Raw genomic sequence first — 24,698 nt, forward strand, 5'->3', positions numbered from 1 at the left:
CTCAGTGAAGCCCGCGGTGCAGATCACCGGCCTGGTGAAGAACTACGGCCGGATCCGCGTATTGGATGACGTGGACCTCGAAATACCCGCCGGCACCGTGATGGGTCTACTCGGCCCCAACGGCGCCGGTAAGACCACCACCGTTCGTGTCGTGACCACCCTGCTGCGGCCCAACGCCGGAACGGTGCGGGTCGCCGATGTCGATGTGCTGCACGATCCGGCCGCCGCCCGGCGCCTGATCGGGCTCTCCGGCCAGTATGCGGCGGTGGACGCCAACCTCACCGGCTACGAGAACCTGCGTATGGTCGCGCGGCTCTACGGGATGCCGCGGGACAGTGCCGCCGCGCGGGCTCGCGAACTCCTGCGGGATTTCGGGCTCGAGGACGCGGCCGACCGCCGGGCCGGAACATATTCGGGCGGTATGACCCGGCGTCTCGACCTGGCGGGCGCACTGATCGCCCGCCCGCCGGTGGTGGTACTCGATGAACCGACCACCGGTCTGGACCCGCGGGCCCGGACCGATATGTGGGGGGTTATCGGTGATCTCGTGCGCGACGGCACCACGGTACTGCTCACCACCCAGTATCTCGAGGAAGCCGACCGGCTCGCCGATCAGATCACGGTGATCGACAAGGGCCGGGTGATCGCGCGCGGTTCGTCCGACGAACTCAAATCCTCGATCGGCGGGGATCGGCTCACCGTCACCCTGGCGCCCGATCAGGAAGCGGCGCCCGCCCTGCGGGTGCTCGCCGAAGTCGGCCTGGGCGAACCCGCGCACGAGGCGAGTGTCCACGAGGTGTCGGTGGTGGTCGGGGACGGTTCCCGCACCATGGTCGAAGCGTTGCGCCGGCTCGACGACGCAGACGTGCAGGCCGTCGACGCCCGGGTACACCGGCCGAGCCTCGATGACGTTTTCCTGTCCCTCACCGGCACTCCGGCGCTGCCGGATACCGCGCCGGAAACCAGCGATGTCCCTGAGGAGATCATGTCGTGAGTACCGCAGAAATCGCGGTCGAAGAACCCGAAACCACCGCTCGGACCGAGGAGGAAGCCGCGGATACGGAGCACGCGCCCACCTCGCACCGGGTGCCGAAATCGACCGAGCCCCGGCTGCGGATCTTCCGGGACAGCGCGATCGTGGCGCATCGCAACCTGCTCACCATCATGCGGGTGCCCACCCTGCTGGTCACCGCCACGGTGCAGCCGCTGATGTTCGTCTTCCTGTTCGCCTATGTTTTCGGCGCGTCCCTGGGCGGCGGTGAATACCGGGAATTCCTGATCGCCGGGATCATGGCGCAGACCGTCGCATTCAGTGCCGCGTTCACCACCGTCGGCCTGGCCGGGGATCTGGAGAAGGGCATTATCGACCGGATGCGCGCCCTGCCCATGTCACGGCTGGCGGTGCTGATGGGGCGCACGCTCTCCGATCTGGTGGTGAGCATGCTGAGCCTGCTGGTGATGACCGTCTGCGGGTACATCGTCGGCTGGAGTATCGAGGGCAGTGTGGCCGACGCTGTCCTGGCCTACGGGGTGATCCTGCTGTTCGCCTTCGCCATGTCATGGGTCGGCGCGCTCACCGGTCTGCTCGCGCCGAACGTCGAGGTCGCCCAGAGTGCCGGGCTGATCTGGTTGTTCCCGCTCTCGTTCATCTCCTCGGCGTTCATTTCGGCGCAGACCCTGCCCGGCCCGCTGCGCACCATCGCCGAATGGAATCCGATCACCGCTGTCGCCGCGACCGGCCGGAAACTTTTCGACAACAGCGCGCCCCCGTCGTTCGCGGCGCCGACCGGCTGGCCGGCCGACCATTGCGTCGAATACGCCGTGATCTGCTCGGTGGCGATCCTGCTGATCGCGATGCCGTTGGCGCTGCTGCGGTACCGCCGCGTCGCCAGCCGCTGAATCCGGCGAACACGACAAAGGCCGTACCCGCCGGACGATCCGGCGGGTACGGCCTTGTCAGCCGGTGCCCGGGGTGTCCCGGGCGGTGACCACGGAGCTGTGCGTCAGCCCCGGCGGCGGGTCTTGAGCAGTTCCAGCCGTTCCTTCAGCAACTCCTCGAGCTCCTCTTTGCTGCGCCGTTCCAGCAGCATGTCCCAGTGCGTGCGCGGCGGCTTCACCTTCTTCGCCTCCACGGTGCTGCCTTCGAGCAGCACACCCTCCTGGCCGTTCCGGCACAACCAGGTCGGCGGGATCTCGGCCTCGTCGGCGAACGGGACATCGAACTCTTCACCATTGTCGGTCCGGTACCGGGCGATCCGGCGCGGGGCCAGATCATGGTCGCGGTCGGTTTCGTAGCTCACCGCTCCGAGCCGGCTGCCCCGGAGTACGCGATCTGCCATCTGTACAGGTCCTCTCTGTGTTGTCGGCGCGTTACCGCGCGCGGGTCCGCGGGTTCCCGGCTGCTCGGCCCCGGTTCACCGGATCGGAAACACCTCTCGGCGTATCCACTGCGGTGCACCGGAACCCGGGCCGGGGCGGACCGGTGGGTTGACCCCTGTGCTTGTGCTATCGCGAACCTCGTGGGTTCGCGTTTCGCCGGCCGTTGCGTTCCGCCGACCGTTCGGGTCACGTATGCGAGCCGTTCGCTGTGGTACGAACCCGCGGTTCGTACCGGTCCCGGCCGTGCGCCCTGTTCTTGTCAACGTTCCTGAGGGTCGATCCGTTCCCAGTTCGGGAGAGCCTTGTAATTGTACGGCGTCGCCGGCCGGGCGTTGCGCGGTGTGCGGTGTGTGGTGCTGTGAGAGGGCCTATTAGGGTGTCGGGTCATGTCGCGCCGGTTGCAGTCCTGTCTGTGGTGTGGTCGGGAAATCGTTGATACAGAAGCGGGACGGCGGCGCCGATATTGCCGGCAGTCCTGCCGCCAGCGTGCCTACGAGCATCGCAACAATGTGAAGGGCACTGGGATCCCCGCCGATTCGGTGGTGCTGAGTGCCGCCGAGGCCGCGGCTCTCGCGGACCGCTGGTTCGCGGCACGCTGTGCCGCCGAAGATGTGGCGACCGCGGTCGACGAGGGCGCCGATAGCGCCGAACTCGCGCGCCTCAGCGCTGCCCTGGTCGAACTCGCCCGGGACGCGGAACGGTTGCGGTGAGGGGTGCCGAAACATCCTGTACCGCGAGCGGTGCCGGAACGCCCCGCAACGGTCCCGACCGGATCGCCGGCGTGGACCGCAGGGTGGCCGCGGCGAGGCCCGTGACCAGCACAGAGAGGATCAGGAACGCGAGCAGTGTGGCGGTATCCGGATGGATCAGTGACTGACCGCGCATCGCCTGCCAGAACGTGATCGCCTGGAGACCACCCCAGCCGAGAATCGCCACGCCGACCAGCCGGCTCCGGGTCCGTCCGGGGCGCAGCCGCGGGTGGCGTGCCGCGGACCAGGCGAGCAGCAGGACGATCGCCAGGAGTATCTGGATTCCGTGCAACCCCACGAAATGCGGGATGCGCAGATCGCCGCCGAGAGTGCTCCAGTGAGTGATCGGCATACCGGCGACGGCATCCGGTGCCCCCACCGCCCGCCGGGTGTCCGGATCGACGACGGTATGCCCGGCGGCCAGTTCCACCAGCCGGCCGTCCGCGGTGCGGGTGAGCTGGGTACCGGTGAACCCCATGAGATAGCCGAGCGCCATCGAGATCACGGCCAGGGCCAGCCCGCCGCGAATTGCCCACACAGTCGGCCGATCCGCGCCGGGACGTATCGAAACGATCACGGCGATCAGCAGATTCGCAACGAACAGACCGGGCACGCCCGTGGCGAACACCATTTGCCCGATCTCGTTCACCGCGTCGGTCTCGGTGTTGAAATGGCTGAAGGTTCCGCGCGCGGCCTGGACCACCACGAATCCCACATCCACGATCCCGGTGACCGCGAAAACGGTCCCGAGCCACCAGGTGAAGCGCTGACCTCGGTGCGGGAGCGACAGCAACCAGGCCAGGGTGAGCGAATACAGGAAGAACGCCAGCCCGAATTTGACCGGTTTGAGCCACACCGATTCACCGAGCACCTGACGGTCGTCGAAAAGCATGGCGACCAGGCCGGAAAACACCAGACCGGCCATCGCCGCGGAACAGAGCAGCAAAGGCCGGTGCAGGCGCCCGATCACCCGACATGGATCGGAGGTTGTGGGGCGGCCGGAAGGTTCCGGCACGCCGGGCATAGAGATCTCGGACTCGGTGGCGAGCCGCTTCATGTTCATGGACCGACGGTAGGAACGGAAGTCCGTGCGCGGCGTCCCGCTCCGGAGCGGGGTACCACCGGTACCCCGGTATCGCCGGAGCTGCCGGGATCGGTCGTGGGTAGGGTCAGCCGGGGAAGTTGTTCACATCCATGCCGCGCGCGGCGAACCACGGCATCGGGTCGATCTTGCCGAGACCCGGATGGTGGACCTCGTAGTGCAGGTGCGGTCCGGTGGATTGGCCGCGGGCGCCGACCGTCGCGATCACATCGCCGGCGCGGACCGGCTGTCCGACCTGCACCAGGATGTCCTGCATATGGCCGTACACGCCGACGGTGCCGTCGTCCTGCTGGACGCGGACCCACAGGCCGAAACCGGTGGCCGGGCCGGCTTCGATCACAACGCCGTCGGTGACCGTTTTGATCGGCGCGCCCATCTGGCCGGCGAAGTCGATACCGTTGTGGGCGGTGCCCCAGCGCGGGCCGAAGCCCGAGCTCACGACGGCGTCGACCGGGCGTACGGTGGTGGGCCGAGGCGGTTCGGGGAAGGGGAACGCGACGGGCTGGTTGTCCGCGGCCGGCTTGTTCGGGTCCCAAGCCGCGGGGTCGTGGGAGGTGGCTTGTTGTTCGCCGGGCGCCTCGGCACCCGGGTGCGCGGCGGAGGTCGCGGCGACGGTGTTGATCTGTTCGTTATCGGAATCGGCGCCTGCGGCGAGGAGGCCGAAGCCGGCGCAGAGCGCAGTCGTGGTGGCGACAACCTGCGTCGTTACGCGACGACGGCCGATCGACGGCACCGTGAGCTTGCGGAAAGGTAACGGAAGGGTCACGGGCATGCTTAACAAGCTAGGGGACCGTAACGCAGTCGCAGCAATCCTGTGGCAACCGTCACTGAGGATCAAAAGCCCAGGTCGCTTATAACCGAACGGTAACGAAACCGGAAATTCACTGCGTCTAGCTGCGCAAATGAGACATTTGCCGAGGTTTGACCGGGGGTGTTCTCAATGGAGACACTGTATGAGTGGTCGCTAACAGAGTTGCGCCGCTGATCGCCCTCGCCGACCCCACCCGGCGGGCGATATTCGAAGCGTTGCCCGCCGGGCCGCGATCGGTGGGGCAGCTGGCGAAACAGGTGGGGATCAGCAGTTCGGCCGTATCGCAGCATCTGCGGGTACTCCGGGAAGCGCGCCTGGTGATGGTGCGCCCGGTCGGCAATCGGCGGCTCTATTCGCTGGACCCACGGGGCCTGGGCGATGCCCGCGACTACCTGGAACAGTTCTGGCCGAGCGCCCTCGCCGCCTACAACGCCGCCCTGAGCGATGCCCGCGGCCGCGGATGAGGTGGCCGGTCAGCCCACGCGGCGATATGCGGAGCTGGCAACCCCGGCCTCGGCGCGTCGTTTCTCCAGCTGCCGGTCCAGGGCCGCGACCACCTCGGTGGCGCCGATCTGCAGAAGCCCGGGATCGGGTGTGGTCGCCTCGCGGTCGCCGGTACGGCCCGCCCACAGGACCTCGTGCCGGTTGAGCAGATGCCCCGGTGGACCGCCCTGTGCCGGGGAAGTCGGGCCGAACAGCTGCACGGTGCGGGTACCGAACGCGGTCGCGAGGTTGGCGACACCGGTGTCGCCGCACAGCACTACCGATGCTTCGGCGACGGTCGCCGACAGTTCGATGAGGTTCTGGTTCCCCGCGAGCACCCGGTGACCGGCCAGCCCCGCCCGGGCCGCGATACCGAGGGCGCGTTCGCGATCGCATTCGTCGCCGGTGAGCACCACCTCATGGCCCAGTACCAGCAGATGCCGGATCACGGCCGCCAGCCGATCGGCCGGCCAGCGTCGTGCCGCGGCGCCCGCGCCCACGTGCACGACCACGCTGTCGCGATGGCTGGTGGTGGCGACCGGCGGCACCAGCCCCAGGTTTCGCCGGTCCGCGCCGATACCGTCGAATTCCAGGAGATGGCACCAGCGGTCGATCGGATGCCGATCGTCGTGCCAGTCGGGCCCGGGTATTTCGGGGAACGCCGGATTACGGTAGGTGAGGATTCGTTCGGCGCCGGTTTTGCTGAGTTCCACGATCGGCGTGGCCTCGGCGCCGTGCAGGTTGACGGCCAGCTTCGGCGGCGGCCCGTCCCAGCGCAGTCCCTGCGGATCGGCAATGGGGACCATCTCGTCCACCACTGCGATCAGATCGACGATGGGGCGCAGGCGGTGCGGGGTGGCGAGCACCAGATGATCGTTGCGCCGGGCCCGCCGCAGGGCACGCAACGCCGGAACAGCGGTGAGCAGCTCACCGAGACCGCGTGCCTGAAGCACGAGAACTACCGACACCCGACTCTCCTAGCCACCTGTTGCTCGTCTGCCGCCCCCTCCCCGTACCACCCCGAGGGGTTGGACCACGACGAGAGCATTCCCTGGTTGACTACCCGTGCGGTCCGGGAGCAAACGTGGGCTGATCGCGGCCTGGGTCACATGGTGCGAATCACAACGAGCGCGCGACGGAACGTGTGCGGAGGTACGTAGAGAGCGCGCCGCCGGAGCGAATGCCGCGGTCCGCACGGAACGCATGGCCGGAGCGGATTCGAGGGTCCGCCGCGAGCGTATAGCGGGAGCGGAGTCGGAGGTCCGCCGCGAAGGCATGGCCGGAGTGAACGCCGAGGTGCTCAGTGAGCGCATGGCCGAAGTGAGCGCGGAGGTACGCGTAGAGCGCACGGCCGCGCGGCGGTACGCATATCGGGTCTCGAACTGCCGTGTGCGATCCGATCGAGGACGCTCCGGCCGGCACCGGGCAGCCGGGGACTTCGGTGGGTATGGTTCCCGGCCCGGCGCTTCGGTAATGTCTGCGAGGTCCACAGGGAAGACCGGTGCGAGTCCGGGGCTGTCCCGCAACTGTGAGGTTCGTTCGCGAGCCGAAGCCAGATACCTGCGGATGAAGTACTGAAACGGTGATGATCACGTGGGTATTGATCGATACGCCGAACCGGCCGCCGCACAGCGCGGCCGGTTTCGCATATCCGTGTCGCGTGAACCGCCTGACGCGACGGGAGTCGGATATGCGTGGTGCACCACTGGCGTTGAGTCGCCGATCGTTCCTGGTGGGCAGTGCGGTGACAGCGGGTGCGCTGGCCGTTGGATGCGGGAGCGGCGGTGGCGCCGCATCGGATACGTTCACCGCGGCCTTCCAGGGGTCGGGCGCCGGCGAGGGGATCGATCCGGGCGTGAATACGCTGTTCATCGACGAAGCCCGGATGAAGGCGGTGTACGACGGGTTGTTCGAGGTCGATTCGGCGATGGCGCCGATTCCGCGCCTCGCGGAATCGGGTGAGCCGAACGCCGACGGCACCCACTGGCGGATCGCGCTGCGCGACGCGCGGTGGCACGACGGGAAGCAGTTCACCGCGCGCGATGTGCTCTACACCCTGTCCCGGGTGCTCGGGCCGGCGCCGCAGCGCCCGTTCATCGCCGCGTCCTCGCTGGACCAGGTCGATCTGCCCGGCTGCCGGGCGGTCGACGACCGGACGGTCGAGATCGCCTTGAAACAACCGTCTTTCGAGTTCCTCATCGCGTTATCGGTCTACGGGACCAAGGTCGTGCCGGACGGCGCCACCGATTTCCGCAGGCCGGTGGGGACCGGCCCGTTCGTCTTCGAGTCGTTCGAGGCCGGCCGGCAGTTCACCGCCGTCCGCAACGAGCACTATTGGGGCGGTGCCCCGGAGATCGGCGCGCTGCGGATAGTCAGCGCGGAGGCGGACGCGCGGGTGAACGCGGTACAGGGCGGCGAGATCGACTACGCCGACAACCTCACCCCCTCCGCGGCCCGGACCCTGCAGGGGCGGCCCGGGATATCGGTGGTCTCCACACCCCACAGCGGCATCTATTTCTTCGCTATGAAAACCGATCGCCCGCCGTTCGACAACCCCGATGTGCGCCGTGCGGTGATGCGGATGGTCGACCGGGCCGAACTGCTGAAGGTGGCACTCCAGGGGCAGGGGGAGATCTCCAACGACGTATTCGGCAAGGGCTACCAGTACTACGCCGACTTGCCCCAGCACGAATACGATCCCGACGAAGTCGGCAGGCTGCTGCGCCGCGCCGGTGTGCGTGACCTGTCCTTCGACCTGTTCACCGCGCCCGTCGCCTACGGGTTCGTCGAGGCGGCACGACTTTTCGCCGATCAGGCCGCGGCCTGCGGGGTGCGGGTGAACGTGGTGCTGGGTTCCAAGGACAGCTACTACACCGACGCGCTGGAGACCGGGCATCTCACGATGGGGCAGTCGGGGCCGCTGCCGATTCCCAACCACTTCGCCTCCCGGTTGCTGACGGGGGCGCCGCAGAATCGCACGAAATGGTCCGACCCGGAGTTCGACCGGCTCTACGCCACCGCCCAGGCCACCCGGAGCCCGGAGGCTCGCGCGGAAAAATATCGGACCATGCACGAAATACTGCACGACCGAGGCGGTTTCATATTCTTCGCAACCACGAATTGGCACAGCGCGGCGGGGGAGCGGTTCGACCGGCTCCCCACGGCCGTGCCGAACTCCCACGACTGGGCGCGTTTCGATCAGGTGCGGGTCCGATGACGGGGGCCGAACTCGATCCCGCGCGGGCGCGCTACTGGCTGGACCGCTGGGATCGGCAGCAGGAACGCTATATGCCCGACCGGGAAGCGCGGTTCGAGGTGATCGGGGAGGTGCTGTCCGAACTGCTCGACCGGCCGGACCCGCTGATCGTCGATCTGGGAGTGGGGCCGGGCACGCTCTCCGAGCGGCTGCTGGACCGGTTTCCGGGCTCGGTGATCGTCGGTGTCGACGCCGACCCGCTACTGCTGGCTCTCGCCGAGGCCGTCCACGGCTCACCGCGGTTCCGCACGGTTTTCGCTGATCTCCGTGCACCGGGATGGTGTGAGGCGCTGGGCCTGACACGCACTCCGGACGCCTTCGTGAGCACCACCGCGCTGCACTGGATGAACCGGGAACCGTTGCGGGCACTGATCCGGACGTGCGCCGACGCACTCGCACCCGGCGGAGTATTCGTCAACGGAGATCACCTGTACGAGGGACCGGACGGCCCCCGGCTGGACGCCCTGGGCCGGACGCTGACCGCACGCCGGGCGCAGCGGTGCGGTACCGCGGAGGCCGAGGACTGGTCCGCGTGGTGGGCGGCGGTCGAGGATGCTCCCGAACTCGCCGGACTGGTCCGGTTGCGGGACGGCGGATTCGAGCACAAGGTCCACGATCGGCCCACCGCCCACGACTACCTCGCGTTCGCGCGGGACGCCGGTTTCGCCGAAGCGGGAACGGTCTGGCAGTACGGTGACGACCGCGTCGTAGTGGGTATCCGGTGACCGGTCGGTGACACCGGGAGCGCGGTTGTTCCTGCGCCGGGCCGGGATCGGCGTGGGCCAGCTGGTCGTCTTGCTCGTGCTGGTCTTCGCGCTGTCGCTGCTGCTGCCCGGTGATGCCGCCGATGTCCAGAACAACACCGTCCTGAGCGCGGCGCAGCAGCAGAACGCACGGCATCTGCTCGGGCTGGACGTCTCGCCGGTGACCAGGTTCCTCGACTGGCTGGGGCACGCGGCGCGTGGCGATTTCGGGACCTCCTATGCCGGCAGTGCCGATGTCGGATCGGTGATCACCAGCCCGTTCCTGGTCACCGGATTGCTGGCCGTATCGGCGCTGCTGGTGCTGGTGCCGGTCGCGGTGGTCGCAGGGTTCGCGGCGGGTCTGCGACCGGGTTCGGCGCGGGATCGCGTGATCACCTCGATCAGTATCGGATTCGATTCGATACCCGATTTCGTGCTGGCCGTTCTCCTGGTGACCGTCGTCTCGCTGCGGCTCGATCTGCTGCCCGCGACATTCCTGGGCGCGGATCTGTCCACCCTCGTGGACCGGCCCGAGTATCTGGTGTTACCGCTGGTCGTCACCGTTGCGCGGGTGGCCGCGCCGCTGGTGCGGCTGATTCGCGCCGGTGTGATCGACGTGCTGGACCAGCCCTATATCGCGCAGGCGCGGCGGCTGGGAGTGTCCCGGGTGTCGCTGCTGGCCCGGCATGTGGCGCCCAACGCGCTGGCGCCGGCAATGCAGGAGCTGGGCCGGACCGGTGACGGACTGCTGTCCGGAGTCCTTATCGTGGAGGCAGTTTTCGCGATGCCGGGGATCGCCTCGGAACTGATCGGCGCCATCGGCAACCGGGACGAACCGGTAATTCTCGCGATCGTCGCCATCACCGGGGTGATCGCCATCGTCGTCAACGCGGTGATCGATCTGACCGGGTACTGGATGAATCCACGCGCGGCGGCGCAGGTGCGGCGATGACCGCCCGGCGGTGGATCTATGCGGCGCTGGTCGCGGTGCCGCTGCTGTTCGCGCTGGCCGGCCCGCTGCTCGCCCGCGGCGCGCCCGGCGAGCGGTCGATACCGTTCGGGCCGTCACCGTGGTCGCCGTTCGGCACCGACCGGCTGGGCCGGGATGTGCTGGCCGCCGCGCTGACCGGCGGGCAAACCTTCCTCGTGACGGGACTGGTCACCGTACTGGGGGCCTATCTCGTCGGCTTCTTCATCGGGGTCGCGGCGGCCGCCGCGACCCGGGCCTGGCTGGACGATCTGCTCATGCGCCCGGTGGATGTGCTGCTCTGTATTCCGTCGCTGCTGATCATCATGGTGGCGGCCCTGCACACCCGCGGTTCGGCGGTGGCGATCGCCTGCGCGATCGGTCTCGCGTTGGTGGCGCCGATCGCGCGATTCGTCCGGATGGCCGCCGCCGGTGTGGTGCACGGACCGGTGATGGATGCGCTGCGGATGCAGGGGGAAAGCCGCGCCTACCGGTACGGTCGCTACGCGGTGCGGGAGACGGCGCGGCCGCTCGCCGCGGATTTCGGGGTGCGGTTCACCGCGGCCGTCTACTTTCTCGCCTCGGCGAATTTCCTCGGCCTCGGTTTCGACACCACCTCCACCGACTGGGCGGTATCGGTCGCGGCCAACAAGGACGCGTTGATGATCGCGCCGTGGTCGGTGGTGCTGCCGGGCGCGCTCATCGTGCTCCTGGTGGTCGGGACGAACCTGCTGGTCGATGATCTGCTGTCGGATCCGCGCAGTATCGCGGCGGCCGGTGCCCGGCGGACGGGCCGAGATGCCTGAGCCACTGATCTCGGTCCGCGGTCTGAGTGCCCGTGCCGGGGATACGACAATCCTGAGTGATATCGGATTCGATATCGAACCGGGGCGGATCCTCACGCTGTTCGGCCCGTCCGGCGCCGGTAAGACGACGATCGCCGCGGCCGTGGCCGGCGAGGATCGCCCGGGGATCGAATTGTCCGGTGATATCCGCCGGTCCGGTGATATCCGGGTCGGCTACCTTCCACAGCATGCCGCGTCGACGCTCAATCCGGCCCGGCGGATCGGCGCGGCGCTGGGCGAATTGGTCGCGATACAGCACCGGCGCCGCGGACGGGGCCGGCTGGGCGTGGCCGGGCGGCGGGAGCGGATCGCCCGGGTACTCGCCGCCGCGGCGATCGATATCGACGAGCACGATCTCGACCGGGCATTGCGCAAGTTCCCCTTCGAGTTCTCCGGTGGCGAGCGAGCCCGGCTGGCGCTGGCGCAGGTGCTGGTGTCCGAACCCGATGTACTGGTGGTCGACGAACCGACAGTGGGTCTCGATTCGCTCGCCCGGGCGTCGCTGCTGACCGGTCTCCGTGGCCTGCGAAGCGCCGGAAAAGGCGTTGTGCTGGTCACTCACGACCCGTTCGTAGTCGACCGGCTCAGCGACGACACAGTGTTCGTCCGTGACGGAAGGCTGGTTCCGCCCGCTCCGGGAGATCTCGACCGAGCCGAGCGCCCCGCCGCGCGCCCGCGATCGCGTACCGACCCGGTCCTGCAGGTCCGTGGCCTCACCGTCGGGCCGCGGCGGGCACCGATCCTGCGTGATCTCGACTTGGACCTGCACCCGGGGGAGATGCTCGGGCTCATCGGTATATCGGGCGCGGGCAAGTCGACGCTCGCCCGGTGTATCGCGGGGCTCGCCCGGCCGGACGCGGGGGAGATCCGTGTGGGGGGTGAAACGCTGCCGGTACTGCGTCGGCGGGCGCGGCGCCAGATCGCCGGAATCCAGTACGTCTGGCAGGAATCCGCGGCATCCTTCGATGCGCACCGCGATATTCTCGACCAGGTCGCCGCCACGGGTATCCGGCTCCGCGGGATGGACCGGGCACAGGCCCGCGCCGCCGCCACGGAGCTGCTGGCCGGCCTCGGAATCGCCCGGGCGCAGGCGGCGCGCCTTCCCGCGGGGCTCTCCGGCGGGCAGCTGCAACGTACCGCGCTGGCTCGTGCGCTGCTGGCCCGTCCCCGGGTGCTGCTGTGCGACGAAGTGACCACCGCGCTCGACAGACCTACCGCGGCAATGATTCTCGACCACCTCGACGACTACCGGCGTACCAGCGGCGCCGCGGTGCTGTGGATCAGCCACGATTTGCGCAGTCAACTGGACCGGGCGGACCGGATCGCGGTCCTCGACGGTGGACGGATCGCGGAGAACGGCACACCCGGCGAGTTGTCGAACCGTACCGGTACAGGGGTTCTTTCCCGGCTCGTCCACGCCGACGGGGTCGATCACGTCGCGCAGTCGGGTACTTCGCCGATGAGCGTGATCCGGTCCGCGCGGGAACTGCCCGCGGGCCCCGCCCGATCAGCCTTGCGGCGCCGTTTCGGTTCCGGCCCGCGGTGATCGGGGAAACGCAGCGTGCCGACCCGGATCGGGCCCTTTCGATCCGCGGGCGCCCGGGCAGGCATCGGCGGTTGCCGGATGTGCGGGCGCATCCCCGGTGTCGGTCCACGCCACCCGGGCCCGCTGATTTGCTCGGTGGGCGCTACGATCGTGGGGTTCGTCCATTCTTCGAGCGCACAGCCACTCCTTTGTTGATAGCTCGGCGCCGGTGCGCGGTGTCCCGCAGTAGACGATATGCCGGAAAGTCCATTGCGGCGCACATCGTTGTGCCCTCGCCTGTCACGGCCGGTGTCGCTCGGACACAGCACAATCGAGAGCTCGGCCGGAAACGACGAAGGGCGTGGACCGTGGAGACGACGACCGCTGCGAAACTGAAGCAACTGCGCGAAACTCTGGCAGTCGCACAGGAACCGGCGGGCTCGGCCGGTATCGCCAAACGCGCGGCCAAGGGCATTCCCAGCCCTCGCGAACGGATCGCCATGCTCCTGGACGCGGGCACTTTCGTCGAGATCGGGGCCCTGGTCCGGCAACCCGGCGCCGCCGACAGCCTCTACGGCGACGGCGTGGTCACCGGTCACGGCACGATCGACGGTCGCCCGGCCGTGGTGATCGCCCATGATCAGACGGTGTTCGGCGGGTCGGTTGGCGAGATGTTCGGGCGGAAGGTCGCCAAGGCCATGGATTTCGCTGCCGAGATCGGCTGCCCGTTCGTGGCGATCAACGATTCCGGTGGCGCCCGGGTGCAGGACGCGGTGACCTCGCTCGCCTGGTACGCCGCGATGAGCCGGCGGCAACTGGGATTGTCGGGGGTGGTCCCGCAGGTATCGGTGATGCTCGGGAAATGCGCCGCGGGTGCGGTGTACTCGCCGATCAACACCGATGTCCTGGTCGCGACCGAATCCGCCCATATGTTCGTGACCGGTCCCGAGATCATCCGTGAGACCACCGGCGAAGAGATCACGCTCGAGGAACTAGGCGGTGCGTTCAACCAGGCCCGCAACGGCAACATCCATCATGTCGCGAAGGACGAGGCGGCGGCATTCGCCTGGGTGCGCTCGTATCTGAGTTTCCTGCCGTCGAACTGCTTCGCACAGGGGCCGCTGATCAACCCGGGTCTCGAACCCGAGCTGACCGGCTCCGATCGCGAACTCGATACCCTCATCCCGGATTCCGACCGGGCGGGCTACGACATGTACGAGGTGCTGCTCCGGATATTCGACGACGGTCAGTTCCACGAGATCGGTGACGGCGCGGCCCGGAACATGATCACCGGATTCGCTCGCGTCGACGGCCGTAGTGTCGGTGTGGTGGCCAACCAGCCGCAGGTGTACAGCGGCGCGATCGATGCGCGCGGCTCGGACAAGGCAGCGCATTTCATCCGGCTCTGCAACGCGTTCGGGATACCGCTGGTTTTCGTGGTCGATACGCCGGGCGTCCTGCCCGGCGTCGAGGAGGAGAAGATCGGCGTCATCAAACGGGGCGGCCGGTTCTTCTACGCCGTGGTCGAGGCGACGGTGCCGATCGTCACCGTGGTGGTGCGCAAGGCGTACGGGGGCGGTTACGCGGTCATGGGCTGTAAACAGCTGGGCGGCGATATCAATCTCGCCTGGCCGACCGCGCGTATCGCCGTCATGGGCGCCGAGGCGGCGGTCGGCCTGACCCAACGCCGGCAGCTCGCCGCCGCGCCGGACGACGAACGGCCGGCACTGCGACAGCAGATGGTCGATTTCTACAATGCCGCGGTCGCCACGCCGTGGACCGCCGCCGAACGCGGATATATCGACGCGGTGATCGAACCGGCCCACACCCGATTGGAGCTCCGCAAAGCGCTGCGCCTGCTCCGGGACAAAACCGTCCGGCACGGCCCGCGCAAACACCACCTCATGCCGCTGTAGCGGTCCGCTGTCGGCCAGGCTGCCGCGGATCCCCGGGCAAATGACCAAGGGCAACGCGACCGCCGCGCTCCTCCGAGCGCTTCGCCTGTTCTCAGCATCAGCTCGAGCGCACTCGATGACTCGGCGTCGTGATGGGCCGTGAGGGCCCTGGCCCGACGGAAACGGGCAGGTGCTGCCGGACCCGGCTGCACCTGCCGGAGGGCCGCATGGCGCTGCTTCCGGCTATCCGGCTGGCCGGAGCAGGTCGCGGGCCTCCGCACCGCCGGTGAGGGCGCGGGTGACGCGCCGGGTTATCTTCCAGCCGTCCGGTGTGCGGGCGAGTTCGAATCTGTTCGCGCCCGCCCGCCACACCCGGTAGCCGTCGTCGCGGCGGCGCACCAGGAGCGATTCGCAGACGGCCGATGCCGCGTCGCCGTCGACGACGACGTGCGCCGGTCCGAGGAAATGCGTGCAACCGGCCTCGATCAGCGATCGGTGCGCATCGGATTCGACCATCGCCCGGATCTCCGGACGGCCGCGCATATGCCAGCCCTCCACGTCGTATTCGCCGTCCTCGGTCCACAGTTCCGCCACTGCCGCGGCGTCGCCGGCATCGACGAACGGGCCGTAGGCCGCCACCAGGCGGGTGATCTCGACCTCGTCCTCCAGGCGGCGGATCCGTTCTTCCAAGCGGTTCAGTCGTTCGTCGTCCATACCGGTCCTTCCGTGCTGTCCATCAGAGCTGTGCGGCCGCGAGGTGCAGTGCCGCGAGTTGCGCGCAGTAGTGGTCGATATCGGTGGCGTGCAGGGAACAATTGACCACGGTCGCGCCGCTGTCGCGTAGCCGGCTCAGTCGGCGGCGGGTGCCCGCGGGATCGCCTTCCGGGTCGACTGCGCGACCCGGGTTCAGCACCACCTCGAAACCGGGCGGGGGAGTCACGTCCCGCAGATAGGCAGCGGTATCGGCCGCCGAAAGACCGAACGGGACCCAGCCGGTGCCCAGTTCTACGGCGCGGCGCAGGGAGCGGCGGGTGCGGCCGCCGACCCAGAGCGGCACGGTCGTCGATATCGCGTGCGGATCGACGACGAAGTCGCCGACTTCGCGCCGCCCCCACGCGGCACGTAACTCGGCGAGGTCGCGGTCGGCGGCAGCGCCGCGGTCCGGCCATTCGGCCGCGAGCAGATCGAATTCGGCGCGTAACGAGCCGACGCCCACACCCAGGACCACCCGGCCGCCGCTGAGCCGGTCGAGTGTTCCGTAGCGTTTGGCCAAGGCGAGCGGGTGGTGGTAGCCGAGAACGACGACCGAGGTCGCCAATCTGATCCGGGTCGTCCGTGCAGCCAGATATGACAGTGTGGCCAGGGGGTCCCAGTAGGTGGCACCGCGGGTCGCGGCGTCCGCGTTGGGTACCGCGATATGTTCGGAGCAGGTCAGATGGTCGAAGCCGAGTGCATCGGCCGTTTCGGCGATCCGCGCGAGTTCGGTGGGGCCGGCCTCGGTTTCCCAGGATGAGGCGACACCCGGGACCTGAACCACGATCGGGGTGGACAGGCCGACCCTCACGGCTGCCGCTCCTCGACCGCCCCGATCAGGCGGCGCATCATCCGGTCGGCGCCGAGCACGGCGGCCGCGCGGTCGGGATCGCTGCGGCGGTGCGCCAGCTTTTCGTGCGCGGCCACGATATGCACCGGGCCCTGTCCGAGTGCCGCGAGCCCTTCGGCCGCGACCTCGTCGGGTTCGGAGACCGGCATACCCGGAATGTCGAAATCGAGGCCGACCCGCTCCATCGCCGGGGTCCGGGTGACGCCGAGCACCAGTTCGAGGACGTCGACGCCGTGTTCACGGAGTTCGAGCCAGAGGCTTTCGGCGAAGATCCGCCCGAACGCCTTCACTCCGCCGTACACCGTGTGCCGCCGGGATCCCAGATAACCCGCCAGAGAGCCCACCAGCACGATGCCGCCCCGCCCGCGTGCGCGCATCGGGGCGCCGAATTCGGCGATCAGGGCCAGCGGTGTGGTGATGTTGAGGTCTATCACCTGCTGGAAGGCGGCGAGATCGCCGTCCAGGAAATCGGCGCTGTGCGTATTGGCGCCCGCATTGTGCACCAGCAATCCGACCTCGGCATCGGCGACCGCGGCGTGGACCGCTGCGGTCGCGTCCGGGCTGCTCAGGTCGGTTGCGAGGGTGCGGACCTGCACGCCCAGAGCCCGGCATTCCGCGGCTGTCTCGTCCAAGGGGCCGGCCCGGCGAGCCACCAGCAGAAGGTGGATGCCGGCCTGCGCGAGTCGCAGGGCGATCGCCCGCCCGACTCCCTCGGAGCCGCCGGTGATCACCGCCCAGGGGCCATAGCGCGCGGGGTCGATGGTGGTCATAGCTGTGTCTCCGTTCGAGGTCCGTGGTCCGGCCTCACCCAGTTCTACAACCGGATCCGGAAAAATACTAGAGTGAATTCTAGTTTTCCCTTGGAGGTGCACAGTGCCACGGATAGCGGAGCCGCGGGAACCCGGCCGGCCGACCACCACGAGTCAGCACGCCCGCCGACGGGCCATCCTGCGTGTCGCCGCCCGCCTCGGCGGTGAACTGGGCCTGGAACGCGTTCAGATGTCCGATGTCGCCGCGGCGGCCGGGGTCGCGCTCGGCACGCTGTACCGCTACTACCCGTCCAAACACCACCTGTATTCGGGAGTTCTGGAGGCCGCGGTCGCGGAGCTGCCGCCCCCGGCGGGGCACCCCGGTGATCCCGTGGGCGCGGTGGCCGACTTCCTGGAGAACGCTGTCACCCAGCTGCTCCGGCGCCCCCTGCTGGGCCGGGCGATGCTGGTGTCGGTCAACGCCGTCCGGTCGGCGGGGACGATCGCGGTCGACACCACCATGCGTGATCGGATCATTGCCGTCGCCGGTATCGCCGAACCGGATGCCGGTGATCACCAGCTGGCCCGGCTGGCCGAACAGAGCGCCTACGGCATCATGACCTGGGCCACGGCGGGCCAGCTGGACGCGGCGCAGGCGGCGGCCGATATGCGCCGGGCGTGCACGCTGCTGCTGGCTCCCTGGGGGAGCGCCGTGCCGGCGAACGACGACCGCATGCGAGAGTGACCGGCGCCGTCGGCAGTTACGGCAGCGATTCCGCCGGTGGCTCGGCGGGGCGGCGCCGGCGCTCCCAGGCGCGCGCGAGCAGGATGGTCAATCCGACGTATGCCCAGCCGGCCAGGATGTCCACCACATAGTGTTCGCCGCCGTAGACCAGCGTGAACGCCATCGCCAAGGGGAAGAGCGCCAGCGGGACCTTCCACCACCAGCGCCGGGCCAGTGGCCATAGGGCCACGGTCACGAGCAGGGCGAAGGCAGCGTGCAACGAGGGCAGCGCGGCGACCGGATTGCCCTGGGCCGCCAGCCAGTCGTTGCTGACATCCACCGACACCAGATGGAAACCGAACCCGGTGCCGCGGTGGATTTCGGCCGGGATCACCCCGGCGCGGGCCGCGAACCATGGGGGCGCGGCGGGCAGCAGGACGTAGGTCACCAGACCGAGATAGGACAGCAGCACGATCCGGCGCATGTACTTCGACCAGCGCTCCCGGGACTGCACGTAGAAGATCGCCGCGATCAACCACGGCACCACGAAATGGCTGGTGTAGACCATCCCGGTGAGCAGGGTCCACCAGGGACGTTCGCCGTCGTGGATCAGTTGTTCCTGTAGCCACACCGTCGGAACGGTTCCGCCGAACAACCAGCTCTCCGCCGTCACCAGTTCGTCCACCCGCACCGGCATACCGAGGGTGTTGGCGATACCGCGGGTGTGGTCGTAGACCACCAGCGCGGCGATCAGCGGGACCCAGTCGACCAGGGTGCGCACATGCTCGCGCCACGGGCGATCCGGAGTGAAGGCGGCGATCCCGATGACGATCCACACCGCCTGATAGATGCGGTCGGTCGGCAGCCCGAACACGACCGTGACAACCGCCAACGCCAGCAGATAGGCCGACCACACACTACTGCGCAGCAGCCAGCGCGGCCGTTGCCCGGTCGGCGCCTCGACAGTGGGGGCACCCATCTCCCCAGTTTCCATCAGTCGACTGCCGGGTGAACGGCCGACCACCCGAAAGTGACATATCGATGGAACGACGGTCTGCTCCGGAGTTCACAGGCGGGCGAACGGGCCGTGCACGGCGCCGCGGGTTCCGATTCGGCGAAATTACGGGTGAGACCGGCCGAACCGGCCGGAAAAACCGGGCGAGCTGCCTAGCCTTTCCGAATGGCCGAGGTACGTCCTACTACATCACCCGGCAAGTCGATCGCCGCTGCGTTCGGGATTCGGTGTGCCGGCGAAGTCTTCGTCATATCGTGCTACCCCGTCCTGCCGCAAAGGCGATGCCACCGAGGTAGGCACGACCGGCTGGACAAGGCTCGGGCAGCATGACCCTGGACGAGGTGGCCGCGGACCTGTACGGGCGGATGCCGGGGGAATTCGTCGCCGCGCGCAGCGAACAGGCGCGGGCCGCCAAGGAGGCGGGGGACAAGAAGCTGGCCGCCGATATTGGGGCGCTGCGCAAACCGACGGTGGCGGCGTGGGCGGTGAACATGCTGGTGCGCGCGGCTCCCGGCGAGGTGGAGGCATTGCTGCGACTGGGCGACGAGCTGCGCACCGCCCAGCGGGAACTGTCCGGTGAACAGCTCCGTGTGCTGACCCGGCAACGCCGGCAGGTGGTCGACGCACTCGCCGGACGCGCCGGTGAGGTAGCGGGCGAGCACGGGCATCCGGTGACCGACGCTGTCCTGAGACAGGTCGGCGAGACACTGACCGCCGCACTCGCCGATCCGGAGGTGGCCGAGAAGGTGCGCACCGCCACTCTGGCCTCGGCGGCGAGCTACGCGGGGTTCGGGCCGGTCGAGCCGGACCTGTCGGTGGTCCGAGACGATGATGCCGATACGGAATCCGCCACACCGCGACCGAAAACGGCAGTACGCAAGGGTGCTGCGAAGCGAACGCCGAGCGGGCAGGGCGAGGAGGAGTCCGGGCGCGCGCGGAACGAAGAACTACAGGCGGCGGTGGAGGCGGCCGTGACCGCGGTGGACACCGCCGAACAGGAGGCCCGGCGGGCCGGCGAAGACCTGCGGCGCAGCGAGGAGCGGGTGGCGGAACTGCGTGCCGATCTCGCCGCGGCCGAGGACCGGCACCGGTTCGCCCGCAACGCCGAACGCGCCGCGCGCCAGGAAGTCCGTGCCGCTACCACCGAGCTGGAACGGGCACGCCGGCGGTTGGGATGATCGTATTCGTGCCCGGCCGGGGAACACCGCTCGTCGGCTATGCGTGGTCGGCAAGGGATGCGTGGCCCGCCCGGCGGGCGCAGTGCGCACAACAGAATATCTGTGTGCCCGCCTCGACACCGTGGCCGAGTACACGGCAGCTGCAGTGCGCGCAGACCGGCGCCAGTTCGCTCGCTGCGCATTCGAAACTGTCGAAGGTCCACGACCGGTCGTCGCGGCTGACGGTGAAGGTCCGGGCGTAGTCGTTGCCGCAGGTGTCGCAGATGGCCATGGCTCTACCTTTCGTGGCGCTCCGGATCGGCGTCGTCGATATCCCGCCGATCAGCTGTCATCGCAGGCCGTACCCGGTGCCGACCCGGGCAAACACCGCCCTGACGTGCGGGTGGTGCCCGCACAGGGGCCGTCGGCACCGATGGGTTGATCACCCTCATCGGGTGATGCGATGGTGCCGGTGGTGCGCGAACGTGGCGTCATGCATCGTCGGGAAGCAGCGGTTGTGCCCGTGGTGTCGGGAGCCGGGCATTTCGGCGCCGGAACGGCGGAGCTGTCGTTCGGCGCGGTGCGGGCACTCGCAGTCCCCGGTGGGCCGTTTCCGGACGTGCGGGCAGGTGCACCCGGGTGCTGTCGAATGTGATGCCGGCGGACCCGCCCGGACCGCCGCCACGCTCTGCCGGGCGGGGGGTCGTTCCGCCGTGAAACGAATACTTCAGCGGATTCGCCGGGTCCTGCCCGATGAGCGGATCCAGCGCGCCGATGTGATCGCCGGTTTGTCCGGTGCGGTAGCCAGTGTGCCGGACGGGATGGCGGCGGGGGCGCTGGCCGGGGTGAGCCCGGTGCACGGACTGTACGCCAGTATGGGCGGCCGGTTGTTCGGCAGTTTCGCCACCAGCACCCGGTTGATGGTGGTGACGGCGACGAGTGCGTCGGCACTGGCCGCGGGGTCGGCGTTGACCGCGGTCGCGCCCGAGCAGCGATCTGCCGCACTCATCCTGCTGACACTGTTCGCGGGCTGTGTCATGATCGCGGCCTCGATCCTGCGGCTGGGCCGCTACACCCGGTTCGTCTCCCATTCGGTGATGACCGGCTTCCTGGCCGGGATCGCGGCGAATATCGTCTTCGGGCAGCTGGCGCAGCTGGCCGGGGTCTCGGCGGATTCGTCCATCGCACTGCTGAAAGCCGTGTACGTGGTCCGCCATCCGGGCGAGATCGATATTCCGTCCCTGGTGGTCGGGCTGTTCGCGCTCGGGCTTCTCCTCGTACTGGCCCGGACCCGGCTGCGCTTGTTCGCGGCGCTCGCCGCCCTGGTGTTCCCCACCGCGCTCATGATCGGATTCGGCTGGGATTCGGTGACCCGGGTCGCCGATGCCGGCGCGATCCCGAAGGGATTTCCCTGGCCGCACCTTCCCGATCTGGCCGCGCTGACACCCTCGTTGCTCGGCGGAGCGGCCGCGGTCAGCGTCATCGTGCTCGTCCAGGGTGCCGGCGTGGCCCAGGCGGTACCGAACCGGGACGGTTCACCCACCGATCCGAACCGGGATTTCGCCGCCCAAGGTATCGGAAGTCTCGCCGCCGCACTGTTTCGCGGGATGCCGGTCGGGGGCTCGCTCGGGCAGACGGCGCTCAACGCCACGGCCGGGGCCCACACCCGCTCGCGGCGATCCTGTCCGGGGTGTGGTTGCTGGGGATTCTCGTCGCCTTCGCTCCGCTGGTCGGCAAGGTGCCCATGCCGACGCTGGCGGCGATCCTGATCGTGGCGGCGTCCGGTGCGCTGGACCCGGCCGGTCTCACCGCCATCTGGAGCAGCGGCTCGACCTCGCGGATCGCGCTCGGGGCGACGTTTCTCGCCACGCTGCTGCTGCCGGTGACCGCCGCAGTGGGTATCGGGGTGGCGCTCTCGCTGATGCTGCAGTTGAACCGTGAGGCACTGGACCTGAAAGTGGTCCGGCTGCGAGTCGCGAACGGGCAGCTGGTCGAGGTACCCGCGCCCGTCCGGCTCGCCGACCACCAGATCGTCATCCTCGACGTGTACGGAAGTCTCTTCTATGCCGGTGCCCGGACTTTGCAGGCCAACCTTCCCGACCCCGCGGGTGCGCGTTCCCCGATCGTGATCTTGCGGTTGCGCGGCCGGACCACGGCGAGCGCGACCTTCCTCACGGTGGTCGGCGACTATGTGCGCCGGCTCGACGCGGCCGGCGGCGCCCTGTACCTCAGTGGGGTCGATCCCCGGATCCGGGAGCGGTGGACCGACGAGCTACTGGACGGGCAGGGTGTGCGGGTCGAATTCTTCCCGGCGACCGCGACGATCGGGGAGTCGACGCTGGCCGCCTATGCGGAAGCCAGGGTCCATCTCCGCGAACCGGATACCTGAGCGGGACCCGGCGCTGCCGATGGTTCGTCCCGTTCCCGTTGATCCGTGTGTCCGAGTCGCACGGGGTCTCATGGACCTGCTCCAGCGGGGCGGCCCGGTCGCCGAGTACCGGGCTCGTCTCGCGGCCGGCCGTGTGTACTGGCCGACCTCCGCGCGCCCGCCCGGTTCACCCGTCGAGGATGAGGCTCGCCGAGGGGGCCGGTGGGCACAATCGACGAATACTCGGGCAGGTCGGCACGCACCACCCGCGCCCCGGAGCGGCGGCCGGGTCCGCCGCCGCTCGCGCGTCGCGATGAACCGGATCGAGGGCAGCCATGTCACTGTTGGTCCCCGCACGTCAACGGCGGACGCTCGACGAGCTCACCGACCGGCTCGATCTGGGAACCGGTGAAACGACCACGAAACGGTCCGCCTTCTGGATCATGCTGACCCTGTCCGGCATCATCGCCGCGTCCGGGGTGATCGGTGATTCGACCGCGACCGTGATCGGCGCGATGATCGTCGCGCCGCTGTCGGTGCCGATCCTCGGCGTCGGGCTCGGGATCGCCACGGGTCGCGCGGAACTCGTCGCGCGCAGCCTGCTGCTCGTGCTGGCCGGCATCGTGCTGGTCGTGCTGGTCGGGTTCCTCTTCGCGCAGGTGCTGCCCAATCCGACGAATGTGCTGTCGAATTCCCAGGTGATCGGCCGTACCTCGCCGAAACTGATGGATCTCACCGCGGCGCTGGCCACCGGGCTGGTGGGTGTCGTGGCCATCATCCGGCGCGATGTCGGCGATGTCCTGCCCGGTGTGGCCATCGCGATCTCGCTGGTGCCGCCGTTGGCCGTCGTGGGGGTCTGCCTGGGTTCGAGCGCGCCGGGGCTGGCGCTGGGCGCGTTCGTCCTGTTCGCGTCGAATATGGTCGCCATGATCATCACCGCCACGGTGGTCCTGGTGATCACCGGCTATCCGGCCGAAGCCGGCGCCGGAGCCCGGCGGCGCGGCCGTGCCTACGCGATCCTGGCGGCCGGGCTGATCGTGGTGGCCGTCCCGATGGTGGTGAACTCCCTGTCCTCGCTGTGGGCCGACCAGATCGCCGACGCGACCCGCAACTGGCTGGCCGATGTCCCCGGCGCGCAGGTCACCGATGTCACGTTGCAATCCGATACCGCGACGATCCAGGTGCTGTCGCCGGGTGAGCTGCCACCGGTCGGCAGCCTCGAACAATCGGTGCACGACCTGGTGCCCTGGCATCCCCAGGTCGTGATCGTGCATACGGTCGGCAGCCGGATCGCGAACTAGCGCCCGCGACTTCATCCGATTCGGGTGACGCGGCGGCGCTGCGGATAGGGCATATCTGGTCCACCAGGAATCGGATGAGGAGACTCGATGACCCATACGACAGGTACGCAGCGCAACCCGGTCTCGCAGGGAGTAGCCGCGGTGACCTCCATCGGGGTGGCGGTTCTGCTGCTCACCGTAGGGGTTCTGTCCATTTTCGCCGGTGGTTCCGCCGTAGCCTCCGATGACCTGTTCGTCGACGGCACCGACTATCTCTACCGATTGGACACCACGACCTGGGGCTGGGTGCATATCGTGGTGGGGGCGCTGATCGTGATCGCCGCCGTCGGATTGCTGGCGGGTGCGGTCTGGGCGCGGGTCACCGCGGTATTTCTCGCGGCGCTCTCGATCATCGGCAACTTTCTGTGGCTCCCCTACTACCCGTGGTGGTCGATTGTGGTGATCGCCCTGGACATCGTGGTGATCTGGGCCGTCACCACCTGGCGGCCGGCTCCGCGCTGACAGACAGGCCGGTTGCGGTTCGGCGGCGGTGCACGGGCGACCTCATCCGCCGTGGGTGATGCCGGCCTTGCGCCCGGCCCGCAGGATGACGCTATGACCTACGCATCGGATCTCGGCCCGGTAGAACTGGTCGTTCTCTCCTTTCCCGGTGAACGGATCGACCGGTCGGTGACGGCCGCGCTGGCGGATGTGGTGGACCGCGGTTACGTCACCGTGCTCGATCTCATCTATCTGACGATGGACGACAGTGGGGGCCTGCGCCAGGTCGAAGTCGACGAATCGCTGACCGATATCGGGCTCGACGGGCTCACCGTGGATTCCCGTGGCCTGGTCAGCGACGAGGACCTCGATATCGTGCGGGCCGCGATGGAGCCGGGCACCTCGGCGGTCGTGATCGCCTACGAGGAGACCTGGGCCCGGTCGATGGCCGGGACCGTGCGCGGCGCCGGCGGCGAGGTCGCCCTGCACGTGCAGATACCCCGCGACGCCGTCGCGGCGGCATTGTCGGCGACTCGGTAAGGAGGA

The 24,698-nt window shown here is 68.8% G+C and carries 26 protein-coding genes and 1 riboswitch; of the genes, 17 read left to right on the plus strand and 9 right to left on the minus strand.

From position 1 onward, the window contains the following. The first annotated feature begins 4 nt into the window (after positions 1 to 4). Both ACIA75_RS15835 and ACIA75_RS15840 read left to right on the plus strand, forming a co-directional pair. Positions 5 to 994 carry an ATP-binding cassette domain-containing protein gene (locus tag ACIA75_RS15835; protein WP_397104313.1) on the plus strand — a complete coding sequence of 330 codons (990 nt, stop codon included), beginning with the start codon at positions 5 to 7 and terminating at the stop codon, positions 992 to 994. 122 nt (positions 995 to 1,116) lie between these two features. Beyond that, positions 1,117 to 1,899: an ABC transporter permease gene (locus ACIA75_RS15840; RefSeq protein ID WP_397105346.1), complete on the plus strand. Its 783-nt coding sequence runs from the start codon at positions 1,117 to 1,119 to the stop codon at positions 1,897 to 1,899. 104 nt (positions 1,900 to 2,003) lie between these two features. On the opposite strand, the gene ACIA75_RS15845 is transcribed toward ACIA75_RS15840, so the two are convergent. Next, the gene (locus ACIA75_RS15845) at positions 2,004 to 2,339 is read right to left on the minus strand and encodes an RNA polymerase-binding protein RbpA (RefSeq protein ID WP_357231570.1); all 336 of its coding nucleotides are present in this window, start codon (positions 2,337 to 2,339) and stop codon (positions 2,004 to 2,006) included. A gap of 426 nt (positions 2,340 to 2,765) precedes the next feature. Between ACIA75_RS15845 and ACIA75_RS15850 the strand changes: the two genes are divergently transcribed. Then, positions 2,766 to 3,089 carry a hypothetical protein gene (locus ACIA75_RS15850; protein WP_397104315.1) on the plus strand — a complete coding sequence of 108 codons (324 nt, stop codon included), beginning with the start codon at positions 2,766 to 2,768 and terminating at the stop codon, positions 3,087 to 3,089. On the opposite strand, the gene ACIA75_RS15855 is transcribed toward ACIA75_RS15850, so the two are convergent. Continuing rightward, positions 3,040 to 4,191, minus strand: coding sequence for a hypothetical protein (locus ACIA75_RS15855; protein WP_397104317.1), 1,152 nt, complete (start codon positions 4,189 to 4,191; stop codon positions 3,040 to 3,042). The genes ACIA75_RS15850 and ACIA75_RS15855 overlap by 50 nt on opposite strands. A gap of 106 nt (positions 4,192 to 4,297) precedes the next feature. After that, positions 4,298 to 5,002 carry a M23 family metallopeptidase gene (locus ACIA75_RS15860; RefSeq protein ID WP_397104319.1) on the minus strand — a complete coding sequence of 235 codons (705 nt, stop codon included), beginning with the start codon at positions 5,000 to 5,002 and terminating at the stop codon, positions 4,298 to 4,300. A gap of 185 nt (positions 5,003 to 5,187) precedes the next feature. Here ACIA75_RS15860 and ACIA75_RS15865 point away from each other — a divergent pair, with 185 nt between their 5' ends. After that, positions 5,188 to 5,505, plus strand: coding sequence for an ArsR/SmtB family transcription factor (locus tag ACIA75_RS15865; RefSeq protein ID WP_397104320.1), 318 nt, complete (start codon positions 5,188 to 5,190; stop codon positions 5,503 to 5,505). A 9-nt stretch (positions 5,506 to 5,514) separates the two neighbouring features. Here ACIA75_RS15865 and ACIA75_RS15870 read toward each other — a convergent pair whose 3' ends face one another. Beyond that, positions 5,515 to 6,492, minus strand: coding sequence for a glycosyltransferase family 9 protein (locus tag ACIA75_RS15870; RefSeq protein WP_397104321.1), 978 nt, complete (start codon positions 6,490 to 6,492; stop codon positions 5,515 to 5,517). Positions 6,493 to 6,969: 477 nt separating this feature from the next. Then, positions 6,970 to 7,107, plus strand: a riboswitch (cobalamin riboswitch). Between the two features lie 107 nt (positions 7,108 to 7,214). On the opposite strand from ACIA75_RS15870, the gene ACIA75_RS15875 reads away from it, so the two are divergent. From ACIA75_RS15875 to ACIA75_RS15900, 6 genes are all read left to right on the plus strand, one after another. After that, on the plus strand, positions 7,215 to 8,741 hold the full coding sequence (locus ACIA75_RS15875; RefSeq protein WP_397104322.1) for an ABC transporter substrate-binding protein: 1,527 nt from the start codon (positions 7,215 to 7,217) through the stop codon (positions 8,739 to 8,741). After that, entirely contained in the window at positions 8,738 to 9,505 is a 768-nt protein-coding gene (locus ACIA75_RS15880; protein WP_397104324.1) for a class I SAM-dependent methyltransferase, read from the plus strand. The genes ACIA75_RS15875 and ACIA75_RS15880 overlap by 4 nt, the downstream gene beginning before the upstream one ends. Before the next feature lie 7 nt (positions 9,506 to 9,512). Continuing rightward, on the plus strand, positions 9,513 to 10,475 hold the full coding sequence (locus ACIA75_RS15885; protein WP_397104326.1) for an ABC transporter permease: 963 nt from the start codon (positions 9,513 to 9,515) through the stop codon (positions 10,473 to 10,475). Further along, positions 10,472 to 11,296: an ABC transporter permease gene (locus tag ACIA75_RS15890; protein WP_397104328.1), complete on the plus strand. Its 825-nt coding sequence runs from the start codon at positions 10,472 to 10,474 to the stop codon at positions 11,294 to 11,296. Before ACIA75_RS15885 ends, ACIA75_RS15890 begins: the two co-directional genes overlap by 4 nt. Continuing rightward, positions 11,289 to 12,881: an ABC transporter ATP-binding protein gene (locus ACIA75_RS15895; protein WP_397104330.1), complete on the plus strand. Its 1,593-nt coding sequence runs from the start codon at positions 11,289 to 11,291 to the stop codon at positions 12,879 to 12,881. Before ACIA75_RS15890 ends, ACIA75_RS15895 begins: the two co-directional genes overlap by 8 nt. A 347-nt stretch (positions 12,882 to 13,228) precedes the next feature. Continuing rightward, entirely contained in the window at positions 13,229 to 14,776 is a 1,548-nt protein-coding gene (locus ACIA75_RS15900; RefSeq protein WP_397104332.1) for an acyl-CoA carboxylase subunit beta, read from the plus strand. 222 nt (positions 14,777 to 14,998) lie between these two features. Here the strand turns inward: ACIA75_RS15900 and ACIA75_RS15905 are convergent, their stop codons facing one another. From ACIA75_RS15905 to ACIA75_RS15915, 3 genes are read right to left on the minus strand one after another with little or no spacing between them, the layout of a single operon-like run. After that, positions 14,999 to 15,469: a nuclear transport factor 2 family protein gene (locus ACIA75_RS15905; protein ID WP_397104334.1), complete on the minus strand. Its 471-nt coding sequence runs from the start codon at positions 15,467 to 15,469 to the stop codon at positions 14,999 to 15,001. A 22-nt stretch (positions 15,470 to 15,491) separates the two neighbouring features. Next, positions 15,492 to 16,319 (minus strand): TIGR03619 family F420-dependent LLM class oxidoreductase, encoded by an 828-nt coding sequence (locus tag ACIA75_RS15910; RefSeq protein ID WP_397104336.1) that lies wholly within the window; start codon positions 16,317 to 16,319, stop codon positions 15,492 to 15,494. Then, on the minus strand, positions 16,316 to 17,128 hold the full coding sequence (locus tag ACIA75_RS15915; protein ID WP_397104338.1) for an SDR family NAD(P)-dependent oxidoreductase: 813 nt from the start codon (positions 17,126 to 17,128) through the stop codon (positions 16,316 to 16,318). Before ACIA75_RS15915 ends, ACIA75_RS15910 begins: the two co-directional genes overlap by 4 nt. Positions 17,129 to 17,231: 103 nt before the next feature. On the opposite strand from ACIA75_RS15915, the gene ACIA75_RS15920 reads away from it, so the two are divergent. Then, positions 17,232 to 17,852, plus strand: coding sequence for a TetR/AcrR family transcriptional regulator (locus ACIA75_RS15920; protein WP_397104340.1), 621 nt, complete (start codon positions 17,232 to 17,234; stop codon positions 17,850 to 17,852). A 16-nt stretch (positions 17,853 to 17,868) separates the two neighbouring features. Here ACIA75_RS15920 and ACIA75_RS15925 read toward each other — a convergent pair whose 3' ends face one another. After that, a complete protein-coding gene (locus ACIA75_RS15925) occupies positions 17,869 to 18,810 on the minus strand; it encodes a phosphatase PAP2 family protein (protein WP_397104342.1) in 942 nt (313 codons plus the stop codon). Between the two features lie 362 nt (positions 18,811 to 19,172). Here ACIA75_RS15925 and ACIA75_RS15930 point away from each other — a divergent pair, with 362 nt between their 5' ends. After that, positions 19,173 to 20,024 (plus strand): hypothetical protein, encoded by an 852-nt coding sequence (locus ACIA75_RS15930; protein ID WP_397104344.1) that lies wholly within the window; start codon positions 19,173 to 19,175, stop codon positions 20,022 to 20,024. 37 nt (positions 20,025 to 20,061) lie between these two features. On the opposite strand, the gene ACIA75_RS15935 is transcribed toward ACIA75_RS15930, so the two are convergent. Further along, a complete protein-coding gene (locus ACIA75_RS15935; protein ID WP_397104346.1) occupies positions 20,062 to 20,295 on the minus strand; it encodes a hypothetical protein in 234 nt (77 codons plus the stop codon). 421 nt (positions 20,296 to 20,716) lie between these two features. Here ACIA75_RS15935 and ACIA75_RS15940 point away from each other — a divergent pair, with 421 nt between their 5' ends. From ACIA75_RS15940 to ACIA75_RS15960, 5 genes are all read left to right on the plus strand, one after another. Continuing rightward, positions 20,717 to 21,772 carry a SulP family inorganic anion transporter gene (locus ACIA75_RS15940; RefSeq protein WP_397104348.1) on the plus strand — a complete coding sequence of 352 codons (1,056 nt, stop codon included), beginning with the start codon at positions 20,717 to 20,719 and terminating at the stop codon, positions 21,770 to 21,772. Then, the gene (locus tag ACIA75_RS15945; RefSeq protein WP_397104350.1) at positions 21,748 to 22,392 is read left to right on the plus strand and encodes a hypothetical protein; all 645 of its coding nucleotides are present in this window, start codon (positions 21,748 to 21,750) and stop codon (positions 22,390 to 22,392) included. Before ACIA75_RS15940 ends, ACIA75_RS15945 begins: the two co-directional genes overlap by 25 nt. 314 nt (positions 22,393 to 22,706) lie before the next feature. Continuing rightward, positions 22,707 to 23,672, plus strand: a complete 966-nt coding sequence (locus ACIA75_RS15950; protein WP_397104352.1) for a TIGR00341 family protein — start codon at positions 22,707 to 22,709, stop codon at positions 23,670 to 23,672. A gap of 87 nt (positions 23,673 to 23,759) precedes the next feature. Further along, positions 23,760 to 24,173 (plus strand): hypothetical protein, encoded by a 414-nt coding sequence (locus ACIA75_RS15955; protein ID WP_397104354.1) that lies wholly within the window; start codon positions 23,760 to 23,762, stop codon positions 24,171 to 24,173. Between the two features lie 93 nt (positions 24,174 to 24,266). Further along, positions 24,267 to 24,692, plus strand: a complete 426-nt coding sequence (locus ACIA75_RS15960; protein WP_397104356.1) for a DUF6325 family protein — start codon at positions 24,267 to 24,269, stop codon at positions 24,690 to 24,692. Positions 24,693 to 24,698 lie beyond the last annotated feature (6 nt).

The sequence above is a fragment of the Nocardia sp. NPDC051750 genome (genome assembly GCF_044453135.1).
Taxonomy (GTDB): domain Bacteria; phylum Actinomycetota; class Actinomycetes; order Mycobacteriales; family Mycobacteriaceae; genus Nocardia.

Bases quoted from the DNA above. Each gene is read 5' to 3' on its own strand.
- ACIA75_RS15930 (WP_397104344.1), top strand. From the start codon at position 19,173: ATGACCCTGGACGAGGTGGCCGCGGACCTGTACGGGCGGATGCCGGGG.
- ACIA75_RS15895 (WP_397104330.1), top strand. From the start codon at position 11,289: ATGCCTGAGCCACTGATCTCGGTCCGCGGTCTGAGTGCCCGTGCCGGG.
- ACIA75_RS15845 (WP_357231570.1), bottom strand. From the start codon at position 2,339: ATGGCAGATCGCGTACTCCGGGGCAGCCGGCTCGGAGCGGTGAGCTAC.
- ACIA75_RS15875 (WP_397104322.1), top strand. From the start codon at position 7,215: ATGCGTGGTGCACCACTGGCGTTGAGTCGCCGATCGTTCCTGGTGGGC.
- ACIA75_RS15945 (WP_397104350.1), top strand. From the start codon at position 21,748: ATGCCGACGCTGGCGGCGATCCTGATCGTGGCGGCGTCCGGTGCGCTG.
- ACIA75_RS15905 (WP_397104334.1), bottom strand. From the start codon at position 15,469: ATGGACGACGAACGACTGAACCGCTTGGAAGAACGGATCCGCCGCCTG.
- ACIA75_RS15850 (WP_397104315.1), top strand. From the start codon at position 2,766: ATGTCGCGCCGGTTGCAGTCCTGTCTGTGGTGTGGTCGGGAAATCGTT.
- ACIA75_RS15935 (WP_397104346.1), bottom strand. From the start codon at position 20,295: ATGGCCATCTGCGACACCTGCGGCAACGACTACGCCCGGACCTTCACC.
- ACIA75_RS15925 (WP_397104342.1), bottom strand. From the start codon at position 18,810: ATGGGTGCCCCCACTGTCGAGGCGCCGACCGGGCAACGGCCGCGCTGG.
- ACIA75_RS15915 (WP_397104338.1), bottom strand. From the start codon at position 17,128: ATGACCACCATCGACCCCGCGCGCTATGGCCCCTGGGCGGTGATCACC.
- ACIA75_RS15890 (WP_397104328.1), top strand. From the start codon at position 10,472: ATGACCGCCCGGCGGTGGATCTATGCGGCGCTGGTCGCGGTGCCGCTG.
- ACIA75_RS15860 (WP_397104319.1), bottom strand. From the start codon at position 5,002: ATGCCCGTGACCCTTCCGTTACCTTTCCGCAAGCTCACGGTGCCGTCG.
- ACIA75_RS15855 (WP_397104317.1), bottom strand. From the start codon at position 4,191: ATGAACATGAAGCGGCTCGCCACCGAGTCCGAGATCTCTATGCCCGGC.
- ACIA75_RS15955 (WP_397104354.1), top strand. From the start codon at position 23,760: ATGACCCATACGACAGGTACGCAGCGCAACCCGGTCTCGCAGGGAGTA.
- ACIA75_RS15950 (WP_397104352.1), top strand. From the start codon at position 22,707: ATGTCACTGTTGGTCCCCGCACGTCAACGGCGGACGCTCGACGAGCTC.
- ACIA75_RS15960 (WP_397104356.1), top strand. From the start codon at position 24,267: ATGACCTACGCATCGGATCTCGGCCCGGTAGAACTGGTCGTTCTCTCC.
- ACIA75_RS15880 (WP_397104324.1), top strand. From the start codon at position 8,738: ATGACGGGGGCCGAACTCGATCCCGCGCGGGCGCGCTACTGGCTGGAC.